Origin of the sequence: Marininema halotolerans, assembly GCF_900116235.1 — a bacterium.
In the GTDB taxonomy this organism is placed as follows: Bacteria; Bacillota; Bacilli; order Thermoactinomycetales; family DSM-45169; genus Marininema; species Marininema halotolerans.
In genome coordinates, this window is the sequence record NZ_FPAA01000002.1 from 119768 (window position 1) to 140596 (window position 20829).

20 protein-coding genes are annotated in these 20829 nt (G+C 41.1%); 7 read left to right on the forward strand and 13 right to left on the reverse strand.

Annotated elements, in window-relative coordinates; translation table 11 throughout:
• Window positions 1-11: 11 nt before the first annotated feature.
• The 7 genes from CHX35_RS02930 to loaP form a co-directional block, all read right to left on the reverse strand.
• Window positions 12-833, reverse strand: a complete 822-nt coding sequence (locus CHX35_RS02930; protein ID WP_091833673.1) for a class I SAM-dependent methyltransferase — start codon at window positions 831-833, stop codon at window positions 12-14.
• Between the two features lie 12 nt (window positions 834-845).
• Complete coding sequence (locus CHX35_RS02935; protein WP_176391844.1) at window positions 846-1640, reverse strand: alpha/beta hydrolase; 795 nt, start codon at window positions 1638-1640, stop codon at window positions 846-848.
• A gap of 21 nt (window positions 1641-1661) precedes the next feature.
• Window positions 1662-3938 (reverse strand): ACP S-malonyltransferase, encoded by a 2277-nt coding sequence (gene fabD / locus CHX35_RS02940; RefSeq protein WP_091833679.1) that lies wholly within the window; start codon window positions 3936-3938, stop codon window positions 1662-1664.
• Between the two features lie 236 nt (window positions 3939-4174).
• Complete coding sequence (locus CHX35_RS02945) at window positions 4175-4798, reverse strand: hypothetical protein (protein WP_091833682.1); 624 nt, start codon at window positions 4796-4798, stop codon at window positions 4175-4177.
• Between the two features lie 47 nt (window positions 4799-4845).
• The gene (locus tag CHX35_RS02950) at window positions 4846-5805 is read right to left on the reverse strand and encodes an acyltransferase domain-containing protein (RefSeq protein ID WP_091833685.1); all 960 of its coding nucleotides are present in this window, start codon (window positions 5803-5805) and stop codon (window positions 4846-4848) included.
• Window positions 5806-5830: 25 nt separating this feature from the next.
• Window positions 5831-7054, reverse strand: coding sequence for a cytochrome P450 (locus tag CHX35_RS02955; RefSeq protein ID WP_091833688.1), 1224 nt, complete (start codon window positions 7052-7054; stop codon window positions 5831-5833).
• Between the two features lie 838 nt (window positions 7055-7892).
• On the reverse strand, window positions 7893-8429 hold the full coding sequence (loaP, locus tag CHX35_RS02960) for an antiterminator LoaP (protein ID WP_091833691.1): 537 nt from the start codon (window positions 8427-8429) through the stop codon (window positions 7893-7895).
• Between the two features lie 734 nt (window positions 8430-9163).
• Between loaP and CHX35_RS02965 the strand changes: the two genes are divergently transcribed.
• The 3 genes from CHX35_RS02965 (at window position 9164) to CHX35_RS02975 (ending at window position 11430) form a co-directional block, all read left to right on the forward strand.
• Window positions 9164-9823, forward strand: coding sequence for an MBL fold metallo-hydrolase (locus tag CHX35_RS02965; protein ID WP_091833694.1), 660 nt, complete (start codon window positions 9164-9166; stop codon window positions 9821-9823).
• A gap of 91 nt (window positions 9824-9914) precedes the next feature.
• On the forward strand, window positions 9915-10157 hold the full coding sequence (locus tag CHX35_RS02970; RefSeq protein ID WP_091833697.1) for an acyl carrier protein: 243 nt from the start codon (window positions 9915-9917) through the stop codon (window positions 10155-10157).
• Window positions 10132-11430: a beta-ketoacyl synthase N-terminal-like domain-containing protein gene (locus CHX35_RS02975; RefSeq protein ID WP_091833700.1), complete on the forward strand. Its 1299-nt coding sequence runs from the start codon at window positions 10132-10134 to the stop codon at window positions 11428-11430. Before CHX35_RS02970 ends, CHX35_RS02975 begins: the two co-directional genes overlap by 26 nt.
• 307 nt (window positions 11431-11737) lie before the next feature.
• Here the strand turns inward: CHX35_RS02975 and CHX35_RS02980 are convergent, their stop codons facing one another.
• Entirely contained in the window at window positions 11738-12655 is a 918-nt protein-coding gene (locus tag CHX35_RS02980) for a CAP domain-containing protein (RefSeq protein WP_176391845.1), read from the reverse strand.
• Between the two features lie 468 nt (window positions 12656-13123).
• Between CHX35_RS02980 and CHX35_RS17390 the strand changes: the two genes are divergently transcribed.
• On the forward strand, window positions 13124-13297 hold the full coding sequence (locus CHX35_RS17390; RefSeq protein ID WP_176391846.1) for a hypothetical protein: 174 nt from the start codon (window positions 13124-13126) through the stop codon (window positions 13295-13297).
• Between the two features lie 113 nt (window positions 13298-13410).
• Complete coding sequence (locus CHX35_RS02985; RefSeq protein ID WP_091833706.1) at window positions 13411-13851, forward strand: Rrf2 family transcriptional regulator; 441 nt, start codon at window positions 13411-13413, stop codon at window positions 13849-13851.
• A gap of 140 nt (window positions 13852-13991) precedes the next feature.
• On the opposite strand, the gene CHX35_RS02990 is transcribed toward CHX35_RS02985, so the two are convergent.
• The gene (locus CHX35_RS02990; RefSeq protein ID WP_091833709.1) at window positions 13992-14624 is read right to left on the reverse strand and encodes an NAD(P)-dependent oxidoreductase; all 633 of its coding nucleotides are present in this window, start codon (window positions 14622-14624) and stop codon (window positions 13992-13994) included.
• A 375-nt stretch (window positions 14625-14999) separates the two neighbouring features.
• Here CHX35_RS02990 and CHX35_RS02995 point away from each other — a divergent pair, with 375 nt between their 5' ends.
• Window positions 15000-15284, forward strand: a complete 285-nt coding sequence (locus tag CHX35_RS02995; protein WP_091833712.1) for a hypothetical protein — start codon at window positions 15000-15002, stop codon at window positions 15282-15284.
• A 49-nt stretch (window positions 15285-15333) separates the two neighbouring features.
• Here CHX35_RS02995 and CHX35_RS03000 read toward each other — a convergent pair whose 3' ends face one another.
• Both CHX35_RS03000 and CHX35_RS03005 read right to left on the reverse strand, forming a co-directional pair.
• Window positions 15334-15999: a type 1 glutamine amidotransferase domain-containing protein gene (locus tag CHX35_RS03000; protein ID WP_091833715.1), complete on the reverse strand. Its 666-nt coding sequence runs from the start codon at window positions 15997-15999 to the stop codon at window positions 15334-15336.
• A 254-nt stretch (window positions 16000-16253) separates the two neighbouring features.
• Entirely contained in the window at window positions 16254-17132 is an 879-nt protein-coding gene (locus CHX35_RS03005) for a vanadium-dependent haloperoxidase (RefSeq protein WP_091833718.1), read from the reverse strand.
• 318 nt (window positions 17133-17450) lie between these two features.
• On the opposite strand from CHX35_RS03005, the gene mle reads away from it, so the two are divergent.
• Entirely contained in the window at window positions 17451-18311 is an 861-nt protein-coding gene (gene mle, locus CHX35_RS03010; RefSeq protein WP_091833722.1) for an alpha/beta fold macrolide esterase, read from the forward strand.
• Window positions 18312-18443: 132 nt separating this feature from the next.
• On the opposite strand, the gene CHX35_RS03015 is transcribed toward mle, so the two are convergent.
• Window positions 18444-19223: a DUF3800 domain-containing protein gene (locus CHX35_RS03015; RefSeq protein ID WP_091833726.1), complete on the reverse strand. Its 780-nt coding sequence runs from the start codon at window positions 19221-19223 to the stop codon at window positions 18444-18446.
• Window positions 19224-19432: 209 nt separating this feature from the next.
• Entirely contained in the window at window positions 19433-20785 is a 1353-nt protein-coding gene (gene aroA / locus CHX35_RS03020; protein WP_091833729.1) for a 3-phosphoshikimate 1-carboxyvinyltransferase, read from the reverse strand.
• Between the last annotated feature and the right edge of the window lie 44 nt (window positions 20786-20829).

Here is a 20829-nt window from a genome sequence, read left to right on the forward strand (position 1 = left end):
TTCTTTCCCCTTTACTGCGGTTTTTCTCCGGAGGCCATATAGAGCTGTCGAACCATTGAATGATCATCCTTTCGAATCATATTTCTCCATTTCATAGAGATTTCCCCGAGCACCTTACTGGGTAAGAAACCATCCTGCACTAACTTTGACGGAATTCCAATTCCTTCGGACTTAAAAAACTTTTCATCCCCAACAATATCACTATGGGCACTAATGACCTCAAAATCGATTTTTGAGAAGCCACCCTGCTTTAATAAGCGAGGCAATTCCCTTCCGATTTTTGGGTTTCCCCCTTCTGCATAACGTGATTCACAATAAGCATCATAAAGAGCCCTCAGCTCAAAAATATGTGGATGGGTCATGATGTGCATTTCAAAATCATTGTCGATAAAAACCGCTTTCCCACCGGGTTTCAATATTCGAAAAACTTCCTTTATTGCTCCGATGGGATCAGGTAAATGCTCTAATACGAGCCTTGTAATCGCAAAATCAAAGGAGCCCTCATTCAGTTTCGTATCCATAATGGACCCTTCAACCATTTGGCATCGATCCGCCTCATGACTTGCCACATTGGCATTTGCATAGTTGAACAAAATCGGGTCAATTTCCAAGCCCGTCACGTGAATGTGTGGGAAAGTGACTAGAAGTTTTTCAAGAAGATATCCAGGTCCAGACCCTAACTCGATCACGGACATCCCATCCTTCAAACCATATTCGATATAATGTTTTCCTTCTTTATCCCAAAACAGATCTACTTGTGATTTTAAACGTTCGATCTCAGCTTCCATGTTGCTCGCAATGGTTTCCACGTGATAAGAACCTGTTTGCGTCATAGTTTTACGCTCCTATACATATGAAGGTACGTTCTCATGAAAGAAACTAAGCATCGGCTCAGCAACCGACTTCCAATGGGGGTCCAGCATCATATCGTGGCACACACCACTGAGTATGATCGGATCAACATGGTAGTACTTTGCTACTTTTAACGCGATTTTATAGGAGAAAAAACGATCATCTTTAGAACCCATTACCATGATCGGGATATCCCTGCGAATGGAATCCTCTTCAATATTTAGGCGGATCATATCTTCAGCAGCCTTATATGATTCCGGTTGCAATAACTTTGCATACCGCTTCTTCATTTCCTCAGGTAAATCTGGTGGAAATAAAAGATCCATCGGAAATTCTTGAGTTTTCCCCTTATTGAACAAGTTCATCTGATATACACTTCTAAATCGGGTCAACACGATTTTCGCCCATTCCTTCATCATGCCAATTGGCGGGGAAGATGCCATGAGTACAACGGCTCTCAATAAGTCCCCTTTCGTTTGCATCACCTTCTGCACAACCGCTCCACCTAATGAATGTCCAATTAAGATCGGTGGCTCATTCAATTCCTCCAGTACCTGCAAGACATCTTCAATGTAATCATCAACCGAAAATTCATTTAATTGGTCCCTGCCTTCACTCTCTCCATGCCCACGGAAACTAAGCGCATAAGCTGGAAAGCCTTGCGCTGCAAAAAAGGGAAGAAAGTTCTCCTCCCAGCACCAAGCTCCATGGGACGCTCCATGGACAAATAACAACGGGGGCAAGAACGAATCATTCTTGGGTAGATGCTTTATAATTTCTATTCTCATCGATTGATTCTCTCCCATAAATTACGTAGTTAATAAACCATACCGATCATTTAATAACTCGGCAGTCTCACTGATTAGCTTAATCCCGATCTCATCCACGTGACGCTTCCGCCAATCTTCTAACTCCGTTCCTCTCACCCATCGATTAAAGGAGCCTATCGCTGGTCCACAGTGTATTTGAAAATCTACCTGTTGATCACGTTCCCCCCCTAATGCTAGACGAGTGGTATAGCCAAAGTACCACCGAAAAATTAGCGCCATTTTATGCTTTGGATTTCTTTCTGCTTTCTCAATTTCATGACTGGGACATGTTTCTTTAATCTCGTTGTAAATGTCATCAAAGGATCGGCGGAAATATTTTTCCTCTATCATTTTCCTTGTTTTATGATCAATATCATCAATTGAAAGATTATTTCGATAGAGATCATACAGTTTATTTGCTCGAGCTGGGAAAAACAATCCCTTCTTTAATACTTGAACCTTCGCACCCATTTCAAACATATCCCCTGCTGGCGCATATTCCGTATCCTGTACATTGGCTTGCTGCAACAAATCTTTTACAGCATCACTTGTGCCGGCTTCCACAGTACATTGATTAATCGAACCCGTAACAATGTAATCCGCCCCTAGAATAAAAGCAGCTGAAGCTGCAGCCGGCGTTCCAATTCCACCCGCTGCACCCACTCGAATCCTTTTGGAGTAGTTATACTTTTTCATCATCTCATCACGAAGGTGGATCATCGCAGGCATCAACGTATAAGCCACACCAAGATCCGTGTGGCCACCAGAATCCGCCTCTACGGTCACATCATCCGCCATCGGCACGCTTCTCAACAGGACCGCCTCTGTTGACGAAATCTTTCCCTCTGCAACTAACTTCTCTACGATATAGGCCGGAGCAGGGCTTAGAAAAGCCTCGGCTACTTCCGGTCTGGAAAGCTTCGCGATAATCCGATGATCAGCCACTACCCGACCATCTCTTTCTTTTCTCAGACCCTTTGCTCGATAGATCACGAGAGCAGGAGTCATACTCATATAGGCGGAAGCCTCAACATTCCGTATCCCATATCGAAGATACAAGGCAACCGTATCCTCTTCCATTTTGGGATGAATCGGATTGTGCAACAGATTCATTCCATAAGCCTCTCCATTATTCAGTTGCGATTGAATATGAAGGATGGCTTGCTCGATATTATCTAACGATAGTCCTCCCGTTCCATAAAAGCCCATCAGTCCTGACTTGCCCATTCTTACTACGATTTGCTCCGATGCAATTCCCCGATACATCGCACCACTTACATACGCATATTGAAGTCCATAATCACTCTTAAATTCCTCACTACCCAGTGTATGGGCGGTGATTCCATTGGATTTTTTTGCGTTCGATTCGACGAGCGGTCTCGTTCTCACTGTCGTAGTGGCTTGAGAAACCCGTGGAGGGATAACCAGTGGAGTTGCTTTTCTTTTAATTTGCGCAACTAACCTTGTGAGTACGTCACCAGGACCAATCTCCTCAATCTCATTTTCATCTAGACCCATCATATATCGGATCGTATCGGTCCACTTTACTTGATGGGTGATTTGTTTTGTTAAATTACGGGTCACACTGGCCTGTTCATAGGGCATGGCTTCAACATTCGATATCGTCGGAATATTAAGTTTAGAAAAGTGATAATCTTTTATGAATTCAATAAATTCTTTTTGCGCTTCTACCATATACCGAGAATGAAAAGCCCCACTAACATTTAAAGGGATATACATTTTGACACCGGCTTTTTCAAAGGTCTCCTGTGCAGAAGCGATATCCTCTTTTAGACCTGCAATCACTATTTGAGTCGGTGCATTATCATTCGCGATATCGATCCCTGTTATTTGATAATCGACTAAAACACGTTGTACTTCTTCTGCATTAAACCCAATTACTGCGGCCATTCCACCTCCCGCAGCTTTACTCATCAGTTCCCCTCTTTTTTTGACCAATTGTAATCCTGTTTCAAAATCAAACGCTCCCGCTGCAAACAGCGCATTGTATTCTCCTAAACTATGACCCGCTACATAATTTGGCTTGCCACTTTCCTGCAATTTTTTTAAATAGCTAAGTGCATTCACAACAAATAACGCTGGCTGAGTATATTGGGTTTGACCCAATTGGTGTTCCGGATCTTCTAAGCACAATTTCTTAATCGAGTATCCTAAAATTTGATCCGCTTTTTGAGTAAAATCTTGAAACTCATCAAATAAAGTACCACCCATTCCCTTTGCTTGTGAGCCTTGTCCTGGGAAGACATATACACTCAAATGAGTTCACTCCCTTCTAAGATAGATGCTGAGTCAAAAAGTGTTTATTGACTTGAAGCTAAGATAAGGAGCGATCATTGAACCACTTTAGTAATGATCTGGCTCCTCTTCTACTGGTTCACTTCTGTATATAGCCGTTCCATTTATATAACAACAAAGTTGACAGGACAACCATGTAAGGGAAATCCTAGCGCCCGATCGATCCATTTGTTAGCATCCTGACCACACTCTTTGCTTCACATGCTTAACTCATTCCCTTTTGATGAAACACTTTGCTCCCGATCACCATACAACTTCCACCCAATAATCACGATCGAAATAGCAAACGGCACGATATGCAGCGCGATCAATGGGAAGAAACTACATAATGAACCTACTGCAAGGAGAATGCCACACCATAGTGGTAAACCCTTTTTAATAATCGCATGCAAGGCAATCATTAACCACCCTAGCGAGAAGAAAAGCGCAGTAATCAGCATTCCAGTAATTAAGGTGACACCCGGTTTCACATTTAATAGCTCAGGTGCTGTTTTTACAGTGGAAGGTACTGCGAAGGATTCAAACCATACATCACCAAATACCAAAAGCGTACCCACCATCGTGATCAGCCATCGAACCATCGCAAACTTACCTACACCAAAACGAGATTGTAGTGCCCACCCTTGTAAACCCACCAACAGGGAAATATAGCCAAATAAATTCAGCATATTATAATACACATTAAATGGGCTCTGCACTGTAGAAGCGATGCTACTTGTATCCATGGCAACATATAAAATGGCCTGGGCCAAAAGCAAAAATAACCCAGCAGATAACAACCAGGCACCAGCACTACGCTTTAATTGCTCTTGTATTTTCATATGATTCCCTTCCGGTCATTCTTGACCTCATATGATTCATTTGCATATCAAAGATTGATCGAAGCATACCACTCACTGATCCGTGATAGATTGTTAATCTCCTGATTGAAGGGGGTTACAATTGCATGACAGGTGGCATCGGACTTGATATTTCGACGAGTAAAATTTGCGAGGGTCCCCCCCGGTCCACAATCAATATAATGGCGATGAGACACCCTATCCAATGGTTGTAGCGCTTTTGCAAATTGGATGGGCTTTCTAACTACCTGCCAGAAATAATCATCTGACAACTTATTTACAAAATTCCCATCAACCGAGGACATCATAGGGATATTCGGAGAGAGAAAATTTTTTTTCTGCAACATTTTTTTGTAATCATTCGCTATTTCATTAATTAACGAGGAATGAAAAGCAAAGGATACAGGTAATGGATCACATAAAATGTTTTTATTTTTCAGATCGGTATACAGCGCATGAATATCCCCTTTACTACCGGATACAACAAAATGAGCATCGTAGTTTACAGCGACCGGTTCGATCATCGGGTACTTTGCTTGAATCTCATGTAAGAGTGGGATTTCATGCAAAACCGCAAGCATACTGCCTGGCTCACATTTTCTTTCGAAAAGAAGCGCTTGATGGATCACCAACTCAAGCGCTTCTTCCATATGGATAACACCCGCTATAGTCGCTGCAGCAAATTCACCCAGACTGCATCCGAGAACGACATCAGGCATGATACCCTCTGTTATTAACGTACGAGCCAAGGCATACTCAACCATAAAAATTGCAGGGTGAGTATACAACGTGCGGTCAAATGCTAACCCTTTTTCTTTATCATCATAAATCTTGTTCAGGATCGATTCGTTAAGTATCCTTTGTGCGACTTGATCCAGTGTAACCATCCATGAACGAAAATTTTCATTTTGTTCAAAAAGCTGCTGACCCATCTGATAGTACTGCGAACCTTGTCCTGAAAATAAGAACACGGTTGACTTGCTTCCCATTCAAATCACCCCACTATCCTTCAGCCTAATCCATTTGAACAATCACCGGTAAGCTCTTCAGCGATTGACCAAGCACCGACTCAATCAGGTGATCTTCCAAACAAAAAGAATCTGGAAGTCGAATATCTGCAAAGTGTTCGATCACTGTCGTTAAAGCAACTCTCACCTTCAGACGTGCAAGCGCTGACCCAGGACAAAAATGCGCCCCCGCACCAAAGGAAAGATGCTTCTTGTTCTCGGTTCTATGAATATCAAACTCCTCAGCATGAGGGAATTCTTGCTCATCACGATTTGCTGCACTCACCCACGCGACAACCATTTGCCCTTTTTTCATTTCATGACCAAACACATTCGTATCCTGCGCAACTTGACGATCCAAACAAACCGGAAAGCGATACCTTAAAACCTCTTCCATTGCAAGAGGAATCAGATTAGGTTCTTCCCGTAGCTTTGGATAGATCCCCTTTTGATCAATTAGAAAACAGTAGAAGGAATTCGCTATCAAATTGGTCGTCTGCTCAAATCCACCCCCTAATAGCGCCATCGAGCTCGATAATACTTCTTGATCATTTAAATGCTCTCCATCGCATTCAGTAACGATTAAATCAGAGATAATATCATTTGTTGGGTTCTTTCGTTTTTCTTGAACAATTGGGATCATATACTGAGCAAATTCTTTTAGGCATTGCTGTTTTTGTTGCATGATCTCACTTTGCTTCTCTTTATCGTGAGGAAGAAACATTGTAGTTGACCATCTTTTAAACAACTCACGATCACGTGAGGGAACTCCTAATAATTCTGCCATCACGATAATTGGAAGTGGAATAGCAAAATCTTCTACCATATCAAATTGATCTTGGTCTCGAATCGGCGTCATAATTTCATCGATCACTTTTTTTATTCGACTCTCCCAATTGGAGATGTTCTTCGCGCTAAACGCCTTTGATAAAAAGCCACGACGGTGAGTATGTACCGGCGGATCAGAAAAATTTACAGTACTTCTGTTTTCCGTGGTATGAGCAACCGGGAAGAAACTCCTCGTCCGTTTGCTAGTAAAGAGCTCATAATTGCTCAGAACACGCTTAACATCTTGATATCTAAAAACATTCCATACATCCTGATTTGCATCATAAAACACAGGCGATTCATTCCTCATCTTATGAAACCAAGCATAGGGCTCCCATTGATCACGTTTGGATTGCAAATCAGTCATATCTTTTAGATAAATCGGCGAAATATTTACACTCATCGTGGTAACCTCCATTGTAATAAGGGAATGTTATACATCAACTTCCAACAATCGTGCAAACCTCTTCCCTCCCAAAAGAAGTACATAAAGAAATCATTTGGAATGAGTATCTGGACATCAATAAAAAAAGTTCCAATTACAATATTTTAATTATATAAATTATCTAAATAATTAAAATATTGTAATTGGACATATTTAAAATAGATAGCTTCACTCTATATCGGAAAGCTATCCGTATTGCAAAATGCACAGAAAGTCACAAAATACTATGTACACTGCAGATTTATCCAACGTGCCGAAACATCGATTGAATTTCTACAGTGATTAAATTTCTTTTTGGTTCTTATGATATTAATATGCATGAAACGACAACAAATGTCAATAAATAAAATTTGAAAATATTTTATGCTGTGTAATCTACTTCTTCTATTGGAAAATGAAACAAAAAAACACAAACAAGATGGATTTTCTATATTCAAAAAAAGATAAATTCAAATTTATTAATTAACTATAAATATTTTTTATTACTGTAATATATACTCACTTTCATTACCATTTTACTGCAGATCAGTGCAATTATCATATAGAAATCGGAGGTGGATGTACGAAAGTACAGTCATACCAACGGAAAAGATGTAAGAAGATGCTTCGCTTTAAAAGAACCAACAGAAGCGAATTTCTTCGGAATGAGGTTTCATTAACATGGACCCTAACCATTTTCCTCACCTCATCCACCGCTTAAACAAGCGTAAAGTTTATTGCCCCCCTCTCCCCTTCTTACATTTTTCGATTATTCGGTCCATCAAGGACCCATTCGTCTACACATCCATTTGCCCTATTACTGCTTTTTACATTTCGATATTTCCACACTGACATCGAAAGTACTTTCTTTTCCCATGAAGTTCACTTTTATTTTGGCGCGTTTTTTACGTCGATCTATCTTTTTTATCGAATTTTCAAGTCCCTTTAATGGACCCGATTCAACGTGGACCCCGGAGCCTTCAATATAAATTTTCGAAGAATCAACGATACCATTATTAGCCGCTAATTTTGTAATCACTCTCATTTCCTCATCATCAATCTTAGAAAAAAAAACACCGGTATCTTTTGAAAAATACGCCCCCGTATTTAACAACCGATGCACTTCCTCAATTTCCTGTAATACATGAAAGATTTCTGTGCGCATTTTTGTTCGAATCAGTACATAACTAGGAAACATTTTTTTGATTACATACGATGTATGTCCGTTCTTCCTCTCCAGAATCTTTCGCTTTGGGATAAAAGAATAGAGAGTTTCTGGATCAAAATAGTAATCCAATTTTTTTTTCACGACTTCCTCTTTTCCTAACTCAACAAAAAGCGCATACCAATTCATTCGAATTCATCTCCTTTAATGAATGGCCAAGCTTTGTAAGTAAATAAAGGAGCAAAAACCTATGCAGATAGAATTGATAGAATCCGCATTTTAAGAGGATATGTGAAATCCATCGATTGACTCAGAAGGAATAGTAATTAAAATCAACAAAAACCCCCTACTTTTTCACGTACGGTTAGTTCCTTAAAAGTAAGGTGGAATCATTGTTTCCAATCCATGGCGCTAAGAAATGTATTCCCTGTAAGGAAGTCCTTATACAAGAGCACTTTCAATTTCTCTAACAAGTGTGTTGAAGGTTAAAAAAACAGATTCTAATATAGCACCAGGAGTATCTATAGTACATTTTTATAGGGATGATTTGCAGAAACACTTTTGGTATAATTAGGACAAAATCCGGAGTTGACTTATTTCAAAGCTATTGAAAAATAGTAAAGGGGGTCAATCACGATGTTATATAGGTTTTAGACAGGTACCAGTAGAACCTTGAAATATAAGCATTATTATCATAACACATTTCATTCCGTATTTTCTATTTTGCAACAAATTTAAAACAAATGTAAAAAGAGTGAATGCTTATTTATAATTGATGAAGCCGTGTTGGCGTGTTAATCGATATGCTCCCACTTTCGCGATCACACACTGCCTCCCGCTTCCAACCGGATCACGCCTATTTAAGGGATTATTTTTTAATAAGTATTAATTAATTATATATTGATTTTGATAGAGTGGGAGGTGTGCGTATTAGTTACGAGGTCTATCCAATCAAAGTTCACCACAATTTTACCTATCTCATTGTTGACAAAGTGACTCGTCAGGCTGCACTGGTGGATCCTGCATGGGAATTCGGGACGATCACCACTCTCATCAACCAATTAAAAGTGGACGTGCAAATTATTTTGTTAACACATTCCCATATTGACCATGTTCAATTGGTTCATCCTCTAGCGGAACGCTATCAAACCCACGTATACATGTCACTCAAGGAAATAGAAACCTATCAATTTACTTGCCCTTCTTTACATCCGTTTACCGATCTCGATATTCTTCACCTTGGTCAAACTCGAATCACTTGCTTATTAACACCCGGTCACACTGCTGGCAGTGCGTGTTTTCTTCTTGCAGATAGTTTGTTCACGGGAGATACCCTTTTTATTGAAGGATGTGGTATATGTCCAACTGCAAGCGATGCTCATACCATGTATGACAGCTTTCAAAAAATAAAAAGTGTTGCTCCCCCCCATGTCAAGGTTTATCCAGGACACCAATATCGAACATCCCCAGGTTGCCCTCTTCACGTCTTATTTAGGAACAATATCTATTTTCAATTAAGTAGAGAATACTTTGTTAAGTTTCGTATGAGAAAAAACCAGCAGGGTCTTTTTAATTTCCAATAATCATCTAAACATTGTATAAACATTATAAACATTTTTTGATTAGGGATATTGAACGATGTTAAGTAGATTTTTAATAGAAAAGAGGATCATCATGAATAAAAACCAAATTTTCGAAACATTGAAGGGGAATATTTTAGAAATTCTACCTGATCTAAATCCAGAACACATAACGTTAGACAATAGCATGATAAATCTAGGTGCTAATTCAATTGATCGGATGGACATCATTGTCGATACTATGGAAAAACTGAACGTAAATATCCCCCTCGTACAATTTAGTCAGGTCTCTAATCTTAAAGAGTTGGTCGATGTCCTACATGCTCAACAATCATAATTCTCAATCCCTACATCGAGTAACCGTGACCGGAATGGGAATTGTAAGTTCCATCGGCCATGGGATCACCTCCTTCGCCCAAGCTCTACGCGATGGGGTGAGTGGTATCCATGGCCATGAAGATGGTTTTTTAGGATTACCCATCAAATTGGTAGCCGATATCCCCGATTTTTCACTCACTCATGCTCTTGAATCACTAGGAACTTTGTCAGAAGAATGGCAAGCCAACGTAACGAAAAGTGCACGTCGCGCGCCCTACTCTGTACAAGCTTCCATTGCAGTAGGAATGCACGCATGGCACATGTCGAAGCTCGATACACACTCGTTCCCTCGTAACCGTATCGGACTGATCGTCGCTGGAAGCAATGGATCTCCACACTTGCAGTTCGCTCAATATCCTCGATTTCAACAGTCTCCTGGGTATGTGACGCCAAGCTATATTTCTCGCTTTTTTGATACCGATCATGTAGGTACACTCAGTGAATTATTTCATATTCATGGGGAAGGGTTTAGCGTAGGCAGTGCATCTGCTAGTGGAAATATGGCCATTATCAAAGGGAAGCAACTCATCCAACTAGGCGTTGTCGATGCATGTATGGTGATAGGTACTCTGACCGATCTATCACCGATTGAGTTAATGAGTTTTTATAACCTCGGGGCAATGGGCGGCAAAAAATATGCAAATGAGCCCCATGCTGCATGTCGCCCTTTTGATCGCGATCATGAAGGATTTATCTATGGTCATGCGGCTGCCTGCCTCATCCTTGAATCTGCTATGACTGCAAGGGAACGGCAAGCCCATGTGTTGGGGGAGGTATTAGGAGGTTCGGCATTACTGGATGGCAATCGTTCAACTAACCCCAGTGAAGAGGGAGAAATGGCCGTGATGGAAGCGGCTTTACAAGAAGCCAATCTCTCACCTAGCGATGTGGAGTATATCAATACACATGGTACCTCCACCCCCCTCGGCGATCAGACAGAGCTTCAAGCTATTCGGAGAGTATTTGGGGAGCATGTACCTAAGATTGCAATAAATTCTACGAAAGAATTAACCGGACATAGCTTATCCGCTGCAGGTGTGGTAGAAGCAGTAGCAACCTTGCTCCAATTAAATGAGGGATTTATCCATCCCAATCCCAATCTCGCACACCCCATTCAAGACGATTTCGCTTTTAGTAGAACAACGATTCCTTGCAACTCAACCATTGCACTTAGCAATTCCTTCGGCTTTGGGGGCATCAACACAAGCCTTGTGCTAAAGAAGGGGCAATAATTGCATGGTGTTGTTCTTGGAATTGTGAAGTTCATGATCGGTAATCATGTTTAATCTTATCTAGGAAATACACACGACGGGTTGTTTCCCAAGCAGCGAAATCGAAATATCTCATCCATTTTCAAACGATGGATTCGTGTACGATGCGAGGAAATATTTATGTTGTAACCATAAAGGATAGCGACCCGAGAATAATTTCGGGTCGCTATCCTGCTGTCCTTCTAACATCCTCTTTTATGATAAGAGAAAGCCCCCTTATTCCGGTGCTTTCCTCATGCTCTGATTTCTATTTTTTAAACATCCTTGATCATGGAGAGGTGTAGAAATCCTGTGTCCAGTATAGATTCCCCCCCCTATTGGCGGCGACCCCAACGCCGATATATTGATAGGAACCTAAAATATTAGACCGATGCCCTGAAGAGTTCATCCACCCTTCGTGGACATAAATAGCACTTCTGGGAAGCATGGCGATGTTTTCACCTACCACTTTAAAACTTATGCCGTCCTGCTTTACTCGATCGGCAACGCCTTCTCCATTTTTATTGACATGACTATAGAAATTGTTTGTTGCCATGTCCTCACTATGATCTTGAGCAGTTCCTGCAATTTTATCATCCCAGATATAAGGGGTTAATCCTTCGCGGACACGAACGGCATTTACTAAATCAAAATTCTGGACCCTCAGACTCTCCTCTAAATTAGGAACATTCAGAGCATCGTACCACCGAAAAGCTTGCTCGACATCATAGTCAATTAAGAGAGTCGATGTGACTTGGTAATCTTGATATTGGTCATAGAACACGGTCGCATAACTGTTTTCCAATTGATAAACATCACATTTTGTACAATCATCGATTTTATAATTTGTACCCGATTTAAAAATATACGTAAGGGGTGTACCAAAGGCCTCTCTCACTTCGGTTTGCGATGAGCCCACATGAATGCCACTTTTGGAAGTCCAATTGGTAGAATTACTATAAAGTCCGACTACTTTATCTTGATCATCAATGCCAACCATGACAAAGTCATTATAATTATTATGATAAGTTCTCCACTCAAACCCATACCGACTCACGGTTGTTCGTTGTGGTTCACCAAGCGTTGAAGTAACATCCGTTGCTGAATCTCCTATCGAGATCCCTTGAAAAGCAAACTCCAATTGATCACTCGAAACCAATGAATTGGCAGAGGCTGTAGGAGGCACTACACCCCACGCAAACAACATGAACACACAAATCATCCCTACACATATCAACCTATTTTTCATTTTATATTTCTTCCCTTTCGAAAAAAATTTTACAGCTGAATTATCATACTCAACGGAATTCTTTGTGTCAACTGAATAACATCAATGGAAAATTAATAAATAAACATAAAATTTTTCACGATATGATCAACCGTTGATCCGGGTTACTTAAAGCAATGCATTAATCAGTTATATTTTTTAAATTTTCTTTATTTATTAAAAAATACAGCAATTATTTTTTGGCTTGTTTTATAAAAAATGTTCTTATTACTCCCTTGGTCATCATTGGTCAGTCAATCAAGAAAAAACTGAATACACCATTCATATCCCCATCCTAACGTTCTCCCATTGTTACAAAATTGATCGGTATAAATTAAATTTAATACAAGAATGTCGACAAGTGCTTGCACACCTTGTATAGTAATAAAAAGGAAAGGGGTATTTTAATTGGAAATGTACATTGGAATTGCTGCGTTAATCGGCATGGGTGTGTTAATTTTCTTCTACAGTCGGGGGGATACAACCACTCGCCCCCGAAGAAAACCCGATGTAGAGGGCTTAGAAAGACGTGCTGAGGTCGGCTTTATGGGGGGTGGTTCGAGCAACGATGGCACAAATTAGCGATAAACGAACCCTGTGCTTATATCACGGTCTACACCTCTTCTTCGTGTGATCATCACTTGCACACTCCCCTTCTTGTCCCTATACTAAAGGCATAAAGAAGGGGATGCCATATGAAGATCAGTAGTCGTTTTGCTATCGCGGTTCATATCTTATCCCTCCTTGCCATTGAAAAAAGTTCCACAAACACATCGGAATGGATTGCAGGGAGTGTCAATACCAATCCAGTTGTCATTCGTAGAATTATTGGATACCTGAAAAAAGCAGGCTTCGTAACGGTTCGTCCAGGCACAGGCGGGACTTATTTGCTTAAGGAGCTGGAGGATATTACCCTACTTGATGTCTACCGCGCAGTGGATGTCGTTGAAGAGGGAGAACTCTTTCATATCCATGAAAGTCCAAACCCAGAGTGCCCAGTTGGAGGGAATATCCAAACCGTACTTGATATCGTTTTGAAAAATGCTCAGTCCGCTATGGAGCAGGTACTCGCCCACATCACAATCAAAGATTTAGTTACTGACTTACAGAATGAGATTCAGATCAATAACTCCTAGAAAACAATTTTCACTCTATCTTTAACCCTGGATGGATAAAGGTGTTTAACAAAACCAGAAAGTTTAAAATAAAAAGCGTTCATTGGATGATCTAACCAATGAACGCTTTTTATTTATATATAAAATAGATCCTAAATTAGTTATGCCTCTTCCGAAGCAATCGTAAAGCGTTGATTGATATGATGTGGATTCTCAATTTCATCAAGAACAGCGATGGCATAGTCTTCATAACTTACATAACTGTTTCCTGTTGAGTTCACCAACAAATGATCCTTGCCTAGCTGAAAATGACCTGTGCGCTTCCCTAGGGTAAAGAGAGCCGACGGACTCAGGAATGTCCATGAAATCCCTTCGGACTGTTGTAAGATCGCTAAATTTTCCCCTTGATTTAGGGCTGTGGCTTTAAATTCTTCGGGGAAGTTTGGGGTATCCACTACCCGCGTTGTTTTTTCTTCATTTACAAAGAGACTTCCTGCTCCACCCACGACAAAAAGACGTGTAGAGGTATTCTGCAAAGCTTCGATGAGCACATTTCCTACCTTCACATGCAAATGCTCTAAACCAGGAGTGGCCCCAAATGCATTAACAACGGTGTCCAAATTCAACAAATCTTGATTGGTTAGATCCAGTGCATTTTTCTCAATGATGGCCACATCATCTGTCATGCTAGAAGCATTACGGACAATCGCTACCACTTCATGACCACGATCAAGCGCCTCCTTTAATATTGCATTCCCTGCTTTTCCACTCGCGCCGATAATTCCTATTTTCATTTCATTCTCCTCCATAACCATTGAATGTTAAAAGTGCATAGTCAATGTAACTATTATAGTTACAACCAAACCAATAAGATTGGCTGCGTATCAGCAGCCAAGTGATGGTCAACAAACCATCTGTTGTAACTATTATAGTTACAACAAGAATAGTTGTCAAGGAAAAAGCGATTCCGAGTCAAATCACTTCCTTCATGTTCTGACGCGATGGATCTTATCTAAGGGTCACGTTTTAGGGTAAATGGCACCCTTTTTGTAACGTACCAAAGACCATTCTCTCCTGATAGGTAGCATGTCCCGAACAATTGATCGATCCCTAGAATAACGTATCATGAACGGACCACTGAATCATCCTTATATCATGAAGTCAGGTAGGTGGGCATCATTCTGCAATGGTTTTATCTTTGTTTAGCCATATATTTAGTCATTGGCTATTTCTTCTTTAAACGATTGGAATCGGAGATCGAAGCTTTTTTATCGGAGGAAGATCATGATCATGAGACACGGCATTTACAGGATAAATTACGAATGGACTTGCTAAATTTTTTTAACCATATTGGCGATAATAAAAGGGCGTACCTGATACTGAGTACTTTTTTTATGATGATGTGGCCCTATCTTTTACTAATGCATTACATTGACCGCTGGAAGAACCATTAAAAAAGAGTTGATCAGATAATCTGATCAACTCTTTTAATTGAACACGGAATTACTGATTTAACAGCTTAACCACTTCATTGGCTACACTTTGACTGGATTGTGGATTTTGACCGGTTACCAGCTTCCCATCAACCTCCACATGATCCTGCCAATCATCGATAGTAATCACCTCAGCGCCTACCTCACGCAGTTTCGATTCAAGTAAAAATGGCATATACTCCACCATTTTTACTGCCGCTTCTTCTGAATCTGTAAATGCAGTTACTTTCTTCCCTGCAACCAGAGGTTTACCCGATGGGTCTTTCACATTAACAAGACCGGCTGGTCCATGACATACCGCAGCAATCACCTTATCATTTTGGGCAAAAGATTCGATAGCATGGATAAGCTCTGGATTCTCTGGGAAATCAAACATAGTTCCATGGCCACCAGGTAAGAAGATCGCATCAAAGGGAGTAATATCAACTGTAGCTAAAGGAAGGGTATCTTCGCATCGATTGATCACTTCTTGGGCATCGGCTAGTTCTTGATCACTGGATATACTATTGGGATCAATTGGCACTTTGCCCCCTTTTGGACTAGCTAGGGTGATCTCATATCCGGCTTCTTTGAAGATTTTATATGGTGTTGCCAACTCCTCTAGCCAAAAGCCCGTAATGATGTCCTCTGTAATTTTATCATGGCTCGTGATCACAAATAGTACTTTTTTCATCATGCTTTCAACTCCTTTAACACTCTCATTTTTAATTCTTGTATGCTGTATATCTTCACCATATTTTTTTGTAAGAAAAACCTCTACCCCTCCATAATCCCTTCTATCTTTCCTCTTGCCTTTTGATTTATACCCTTGCAAAAGGACAATAAAACAACCCCATTAAACGATTCCAACCGGACACAGTTAGACCCCCTTACTAACACACAATAAAATAAGAGAAGGTCACCCCAGTGGGTGACCTTCTCTTATTTATTTTAATCGTCATCCATCACTTTTGATTGGCAAAAGTCAGGGAAGTTAAATGGAATGACTTGCTGATATGGTGGAGGAGGTAAAGCAGCGTTTAAGTTTTGTTGAATCGGTTGATCGACTGGATTTCCTTCTGCATCCTTTTGCTTTTTTAATACGTTTATTACAGCCCCCCCGATCTCACGTCCCAGTCGTAAACCCTCATGATTATCGCTTGGAAAATGGACTCCAGCAAATAAACGGGATTGAGCGACTTCTTCGGCTAGAGCAGTCAGTCGGTTTTTTTCACCAGGAAAGAAATAACTGAGGATCGTGGAGGCACAACCGGCAACTGCAGCATGTCCTGATGGATAGGAGGGATGGCGAGGAGTACAAAGTAACGTAGCAAGGTTCTGATCTAATTGATTGGGCCGGGCTACATTGTACTTATACTTTAAATACCAAGTGACAACAAACGTATCATTGATACCCGCTTGCACGGAAGCTAAAATTCGAGCTGCCCGCGGCGCAGATACCAACAGGTTAATTAGGTTTGCGGTATTGTAGGTGTCGATGAGCCGATCAATGATCGGCGTCCATTGTTTGGTAGCTACACCTGTACCCCAATATCTTGCAATGGCTTTTTGCTGTGGCGTGAGATTGGCTAGTGTTTCTTGAACAATCTTTAGCTCTTGTTCAAAGTTGATCTGGTTAGGATCCTTAATCAATTGTAAGGGATTACCTTTATCATCCGTAAAGACCGTTTCCCCATGATGTTTTTCACGTTTTAAAAAAAACAATGGCCATGATCCTGCAAGAGGCTCCTCCGGATTGGACGGAGGTTTTGTTTCCCCTGCATACGGAAGTTGAGACCATAATTTATAGTTTGGGTTATCTCGACCCACTTTGACACCCCTCTATCAATCAATAAACCTACTTATAGAATATGCACGTTTAATAGATTGGTGCACAACAGTAACACAATTCAATCATCTACCTATTTACTTAATGGGTTTCATATCGATCATTTCATGGCGCTAACAACGTTTTTTCTATAAAATCACCATTGGTAAAGGAGATCGTGCGATCATCACAGAAAAGGGTTATGTAATAAGTATTGCTATTTTTAAACCGTGGGGTGTTTATGATGATCTTTTAATTCATTCATATCCTTTTGCTCAACTATTGACATTTTCATCATTTTTCCAAAGGGGAGTATAACAATGAATGAGAAGATGATCAAAAACAAGAATGTTTATCTATGCACAGAAAGCTTCGGAAACCCAAACAACCCCGCTATATTATTGATTATGGGAGCCACTGCTTCAATGATTTGGTGGGATGAACAATTTTGCAAACAGTTAGCCGAAGCGGGTCATTATGTCATTCGCTTTGATAACCGTGATGTGGGACGTTCAACGACATACGAACCGGGTACCTTAAACTATACAGTCCGTGATATGGCTGAGGATGCAATCGGAGTACTTCATGCTTACCACATTGAGCAAGCCCACATTGTTGGAATGTCCCTTGGTGGGATGATTGCGCAAGTCATCGCGCTGACCCATCCACAAATGGTTCTCTCCCTTACCCTGCTCATGACTAGCATTTTCGCAACAGACAATCATGACCATCATGACCTTCCCCCCATCGATGAGAAGATTATCGCCCATCATACAAAGGGGGCCACCATCAACTGGTCTGATAAAGAGGCTACGGTTCAATACCTTGCTGATGGGTGGACGCTGTTGTCCGGTTCACGCTATCCTTTTGATAAACAGAGAGCGTATGACCTTGCTCGCCTCGAAGTGAACCGCGCAGAAAATCTACCCAGTATGTTTAACCATGGTCTTTTGCAAGAAGACACCTCCTTTACCGGTAAACTATCAGACATCGCCGTACCCACCCTCGTGATCCATGGTACTGATGATCCTGTACTTCCAACCGAACACGGCATCGCACTGGCTAAGGGAATTCCTCAATCAACGTTAACGATGTTAGAAGGGGTCGGACATGAAATCCCCCCCGATGAATGGGAATCCATTATTCGAACCATTACAAAACAAACTCTTTCACACGGATAAAAACTAAACCAGCGGAGATCGCCATATCGGTAATCTCCGCTGGTTTTTTCAATATCCTTTTTTTCTTTGATCCATCACCCATCCATTTAAGAACAGTCACTTGAAACTTCTTATGTTCAATCCAGAAATCACTTAAAATCCTGATTGTTTCATTCGTAAATTGGTCGATTGAGGAAATGCTTTGAAGCCATATCCCCAATAATCTCCGCAGGGTCGAGCATAAAATTTTCCCTTTAATTGTTCATAGGGAATATAGTTATTGGCTCGGTCAATAATTTTCCTCGCTATGGGATAAGCCATCAAGTCAGAGATTTGGTGGCCATTTTCATTATACCTTTTGGGTATAAACATCATATCCACAATACATTGTTGAAATTCCGTCGCTGTCAAATTATCATTGCCCCTATGCATCAGTTGATGAAACACTTGATAAAGATCGTGATTTTCCTTTTGACCTCTCGACTCGGCAATTAACAAACAACGATGGGACGTAAACTTAAAGTAAAAAAACAAGCGCTCCATGATAAACTCAAGGGTAAGGTGATAGGGAGACCGAGGGCTTCTATAATCCTGGGTATGATCCATTTTGTGAATACCAGCGGCTATGATTTGAAATCGTAAATTATCAATGAGTCCATACATGTCCTCCATAAAACTCATTCGTGCTTTAGGTTCTAAAAGCGTAAACACTCCCTGTGCCTTCCGCAGTTCGATGGAATGAAAAATAACCCCTCGATGTCCCCAGTATTTATACTTAAGGGCATCGATGAGTGGATTCGCCTGTTGAAGATAGTATTCTTTCTCGAATATCGTGGCAGCTAATGCAAAGACAGGAAACTGTTGATCAATCTTTTCTAAGCTATGATCACCCGATTCATCAAGAAATACGAGATGCGAGGCTGACTCCAACATGGATGAATGTCTCCTTCAGTGTTATCACATCCCATTATATGGATTACTCTATTTCTTTATACCTTTCTGTTGGTTAAGATCCTCTTTATAAACCGCCCCCTACTGCTATCCCTTCACAGACAGTAGAACGAATAACGCCCAGCCTTGATCCAACGTAGCTGGGCGTTATTCGTTCTCAAGGATATTCCCATGGTTTTATAATGGTTAGTTCAATTTCCCTCCATCCTAATTGTTAACCCTAATCTCTCCATCTCCGCAAAAAACGAAGGGCAAGTTTTTGATACACACCCTGGGTCTTTTAGACGGACTCCCGCTACTTTCGCACCGATGAGTGTAAGTGACATCGCCAGACGATGATCATCATAGGTATCTAACTCCGCAGGGCGCGGATCTCCTGGATAAATCGTCAGACCATCTTGACGTTCCTCAACGCGTATCCCCATTTTGGATAACGATTCGCATATCGCCTTGATTCGATCACACTCATGCATTCGGATATGTTCGACATCCACCATCGATATGGGACCATCCGCAAATGGAGCGAGTGCCGCCAAAGTCAAGGTTTGATCTGACATTTCCCTCATCGATATTTCAAATCCACCTCGGAGCTGGTTCGTTCCCTGTAGTTGAATGAATCCACTTCCCCTCTCTACCTCACACCCCATTTTTTCTAAAACGTCCACAAATCTTGCATCGGGTTGTAGGGAATCATAGGATAAATTATTAATTCGAATGTTTCCGTTCGTAACTGCAGCCAAAGAAAGAAAATATCCAGCTGTAGAAGCATCAGCGTCTAACTGAACTTCTTCCCCTACATAACCTGTCGGATCCACTTGGATCTCAGTAAAATTACAACGATCTCTCACATTCGCTCCAAAGATGCGCATCAAATCCATCGTAATCTTGACGTAATCCGGTTGTACCAGTCCATCTTCAATACGAATGTTCATGGATTCTTTCGCATATGCCCCCGCCATCAATAGACCACTAATATACTGGCTCGACGTGCGACCCGATATAGGAACCTCTCCTCCCCGGATCCCGTCAGCAATCACTTCAATGGGTAGATGGCCCTCCTTTTCTACATAGCCAATCTGTGCACCGATCTGATTGAGAGCATTGATTAAGGGAGAAATGGGTCGACTCATCATCTGCTGACTCCCTCGAATCATCCATCGACCTTGCGAAGCCGCAAGGACACCCGGCAAAAAGCGAGCCGCCGTCCCTGCCGATCCAACGTAGATGGTTCCATCCGAATGGGGCCATTTTCCATTCACTCCATGTACAATGGCGGTATTGCCGTTTATTTCGATAGTCACACCCAATGCTTTTAATGCTTCAATACACCAATAGGTATCGTCGCTCTTTAAAATCCCCTTTAGAATCGAAGTTCCCTTGGCCATTGCTGCCATGATAAGAGCCCGGTTTGTTACGCTCTTACTTCCAGGGATCATTAAATCACTGTGAATGGGATGGTGGGGTGGGGAAATTTCCGCTATACTCACCGAATGCAATGTGGCCCACTTCGATCTTGACTCCAACGTAGAATGACTTTCATTCAATTCTCTCACTCTCCCATATCCTTACTGGAGTTACCACCCAAGTA

Excerpts from the sequence above, each read along its gene's own strand:
- CHX35_RS02930 (WP_091833673.1), bottom strand. The coding sequence starts at position 833 with ATGACGCAAACAGGTTCTTATCACGTGGAAACCATTGCGAGCAACATG.
- CHX35_RS02935 (WP_176391844.1), bottom strand. The coding sequence starts at position 1,640 with ATGAGAATAGAAATTATAAAGCATCTACCCAAGAATGATTCGTTCTTG.
- CHX35_RS02945 (WP_091833682.1), bottom strand. The coding sequence starts at position 4,798 with ATGAAAATACAAGAGCAATTAAAGCGTAGTGCTGGTGCCTGGTTGTTA.
- CHX35_RS02950 (WP_091833685.1), bottom strand. The coding sequence starts at position 5,805 with ATGGGAAGCAAGTCAACCGTGTTCTTATTTTCAGGACAAGGTTCGCAG.
- CHX35_RS02955 (WP_091833688.1), bottom strand. The coding sequence starts at position 7,054 with ATGAGTGTAAATATTTCGCCGATTTATCTAAAAGATATGACTGATTTG.
- loaP (WP_091833691.1), bottom strand. The coding sequence starts at position 8,429 with ATGAATTGGTATGCGCTTTTTGTTGAGTTAGGAAAAGAGGAAGTCGTG.
- CHX35_RS02970 (WP_091833697.1), top strand. The coding sequence starts at position 9,915 with ATGAATAAAAACCAAATTTTCGAAACATTGAAGGGGAATATTTTAGAA.
- CHX35_RS02975 (WP_091833700.1), top strand. The coding sequence starts at position 10,132 with ATGTCCTACATGCTCAACAATCATAATTCTCAATCCCTACATCGAGTA.
- CHX35_RS02980 (WP_176391845.1), bottom strand. The coding sequence starts at position 12,655 with ATGTTGTTTGCGTGGGGTGTAGTGCCTCCTACAGCCTCTGCCAATTCA.
- CHX35_RS02985 (WP_091833706.1), top strand. The coding sequence starts at position 13,411 with ATGAAGATCAGTAGTCGTTTTGCTATCGCGGTTCATATCTTATCCCTC.
- CHX35_RS02990 (WP_091833709.1), bottom strand. The coding sequence starts at position 14,624 with ATGAAAATAGGAATTATCGGCGCGAGTGGAAAAGCAGGGAATGCAATA.
- CHX35_RS03000 (WP_091833715.1), bottom strand. The coding sequence starts at position 15,999 with ATGATGAAAAAAGTACTATTTGTGATCACGAGCCATGATAAAATTACA.
- mle (WP_091833722.1), top strand. The coding sequence starts at position 17,451 with ATGAATGAGAAGATGATCAAAAACAAGAATGTTTATCTATGCACAGAA.
- CHX35_RS03015 (WP_091833726.1), bottom strand. The coding sequence starts at position 19,223 with ATGTTGGAGTCAGCCTCGCATCTCGTATTTCTTGATGAATCGGGTGAT.